Genomic DNA, 2,622 nt, shown 5'->3' on the forward strand with positions numbered 1-2,622 from the left:
TCTTGGATGAATTTAACCGTGGGTCACAAGCAGTGCAAAGTGAATTAATGAATCTAGTTTTGCAACGGCAAATCAATTCGTTGGTATTGCCTGAGGAAGTGAAGTTAGTGATTGCTGAGAACCCTGATGAAACGATGACTGGATTTGAAAATGCAGATTATGGGGTTGTTGCTGGTGATGCGGCTATCAAAGATCGCACGGTACGACTGGTGATGAAGGTTGATGTAGCAGATTGGCTTGCTTGGGCTGCGGAAGAAGATACACAAAAGCAACGTCCACATATTCATGATTTGATACAGCGTTATCTCCAAGAGGATGCGACCCAATTGTATCCAGCTGAGCGCGGTGACGATTTGAATCCAACCCCTCGTGCTTGGCAGCGTGTCTCGGATAATTTGTTTGAGTTGCTGGTATTGCCTGAGGAGACGCAACGATCTTTGGTTTTTGATTTGGTCGCGGGTGATTTGGGTGAAGTTGCAGCGCAACGTTTTGTGCAATTCATGCAAACCAATCAAGAAACGTTGACGCCAATGGATGTTTTTGTGAGTCAACCTTGGGGGCCAGTAGTGCCCGAAAAGGTGATGCAAACGTACCGAGGTTTGCCAGAAGTTCAAAAATTGGCCTTGCTTAAGTCAACTTTGGTTGCAATTGATGTTGCCCAGTCAGATAATGCAGGGCGATTTGCCCAAATTTTAACGGCAACGGCCAAGGATGGTCAGTATGCGATTGTGAAGCAATTGGCTGCTGGCGAGGTCTTAGAAAAGCTCTATGGCGCAGATGATGAATCAGCGAAGACGTTGTATCAATTGATTACGAAGGTTGCGGCCTATGACTTATCAGAAGATTGATGAACTGGTTCAGAAGGCCACGATGAAATTGCTTGACGAAAGCCCATTTTATGGTGAAGTCGTTTTGCGCTTAAATCGGGTCTACGATGAAACGGTTGGGGGCACGATGGGGTTGTCATGGCAGGCGCCGTTTTGGGAATTGCGAATTAATCCGATTTTATTTGAAGAAGTTTATCATACGGTTGCCGAAGTAAAGGGAGCCCTCACGCATCAGGTGCTACACATGGTGTGGGAACACCCAATTCGATACGCAGATAAAATGAATGAGAATGCAGCTGAAGCAAAAATGGTTGGTCTAGCAACTGACTTAGCGGTTAACCAATATATCCGTGGTGGGTTCCCCGGGGCACATACCTTGCAAGAGGTGACAGATATGATTGACTTGCAACTGCCGGAATATGCAGATTCAAGCACCTATTATAATTTGTTGCATCCGTTGATGGATACAATCGACAATGAAGGCGCAAGTTCGCAGTTGCCAGGTGATGATCATAAGGGCTGGTCAACCGGGGCAGAGGCTGGTGAAGAAGCAGAAGCTGCTTTGCGGAATGTGGTTGCAGATGCTAATCATGATGCCTTGGTTGCTGGCCGTGGGACGATGTCAGGCGAAGTTGAACGGCAAATTGAACAACTATTAGCACCGCGTCGTAATTGGCGAGGCTTATTGCGGAAGGCCATTAGTAATGTGCCGGCCGATAAACAAGATAGTCGTGCACGTTTTAATCGACGCCAACCATATCGGATGGAACTAGCGGGAAAAATTGATGCCACGCAAACCAATGTCGTTGTATTTATTGACAATTCAGCATCAATCTCAGACGATACGGCGATGCGCTTTATGGCTGAAGTTGCTCAAATGCAGAAGCAATTAGCGGCGAGTGTCCATTTTTACGCCTTTGATACAGTTGCAACACCAATTGATAAACAATGGTTGGCCAATGGTCAACGCCGTGCGGGTGGTGGTACTGCATTTGCACCGATATTTGAACAACTACACCAAGATCGTTATCGTCCTGAAAGTACGGTTGTCGTCATATTTACGGACGGTGATGGCGAGCATGAGATGGCACAGCCTAAGTATCGCCGTTTGGTCTGGGTACTGCCCGAGGACGTAACTTTATCATTAACCGAACCGTTCGGTCAGGTCGTGCGATTAACAAAGTGGGAGGACTAGTGTGTTAGATCCATTGATGTTGCGTGCCGTCATTTTACGAGCACCACAATACGAACGCGCAGTGGCGCTATTATGGAATGAGTGGAATCGGTTTGTTGTCAGTCATCCGATTTCACCAACGACGATTGCACTTGATGATGCGCAATTTGCAACCGCTTTGCTTGATGCTGATTTGGTTGCGGAAGCGGCATTGCGCGATACGTCAGCAGAATTTTTAGAAACAAATCAACAATGGCTAAGCGATGAAGCTGTTGTTTGGATAAAGGAGTGGACTGATGGCCGAAACTGATTTGAACCCAATTGATTTACGATCATTTATTAATAAGGATCGCCGTTATGAACGGGCGGAGGCGTTAATTAAGGGGGCTTGGGAAGATTTATTGTTATCACAACCCTGGGGGATGACAACAATTAATATGGCTGATGTCCAGTTTGCGGAAGCATTGTTGCAAGCTGACTTGGTACAACCAGTTAGACAGCGGTTTGACACGTTTGCGGATGTACAACAGTTTATCCAACAAAATAGTATGCGATTGACACCTGATGTGGTGACCAGTTTGAAGAGTCGTTTTGATATGTAATGCTAACTTAAAAAGCCGT

Annotated in this window: 4 protein-coding genes; all 4 read left to right on the forward strand. The window is 46.1% G+C overall.

Features of this window, described 5'->3' with window-relative positions; all coding sequences use genetic code 11:
• Nucleotides 1-848: ATPase (locus WEIDD23_RS05505; RefSeq protein WP_082778313.1), on the forward strand; the 848-nt coding region annotated here is incomplete at its 5' end.
• A complete protein-coding gene (locus WEIDD23_RS05510; protein WP_062358822.1) occupies nt 829-2,022 on the forward strand; it encodes a VWA-like domain-containing protein in 1,194 nt (397 codons plus the stop codon). The genes WEIDD23_RS05505 and WEIDD23_RS05510, both read left to right, overlap by 20 nt.
• Before the next feature lies 1 nt (nt 2,023).
• Nucleotides 2,024-2,311 carry a hypothetical protein gene (locus WEIDD23_RS05515; protein ID WP_010371496.1) on the forward strand — a complete coding sequence of 96 codons (288 nt, stop codon included), beginning with the start codon at nt 2,024-2,026 and terminating at the stop codon, nt 2,309-2,311.
• Nucleotides 2,298-2,603, forward strand: a complete 306-nt coding sequence (locus tag WEIDD23_RS05520; protein ID WP_010371493.1) for a hypothetical protein — start codon at nt 2,298-2,300, stop codon at nt 2,601-2,603. The genes WEIDD23_RS05515 and WEIDD23_RS05520 overlap by 14 nt, the downstream gene beginning before the upstream one ends.
• The last annotated feature ends 19 nt before the right edge of the window (nt 2,604-2,622 follow it).

This window comes from Weissella sp. DD23, assembly GCF_001579105.1.
Lineage (GTDB): Bacteria > Bacillota > Bacilli > Lactobacillales > Lactobacillaceae > Weissella > Weissella cibaria.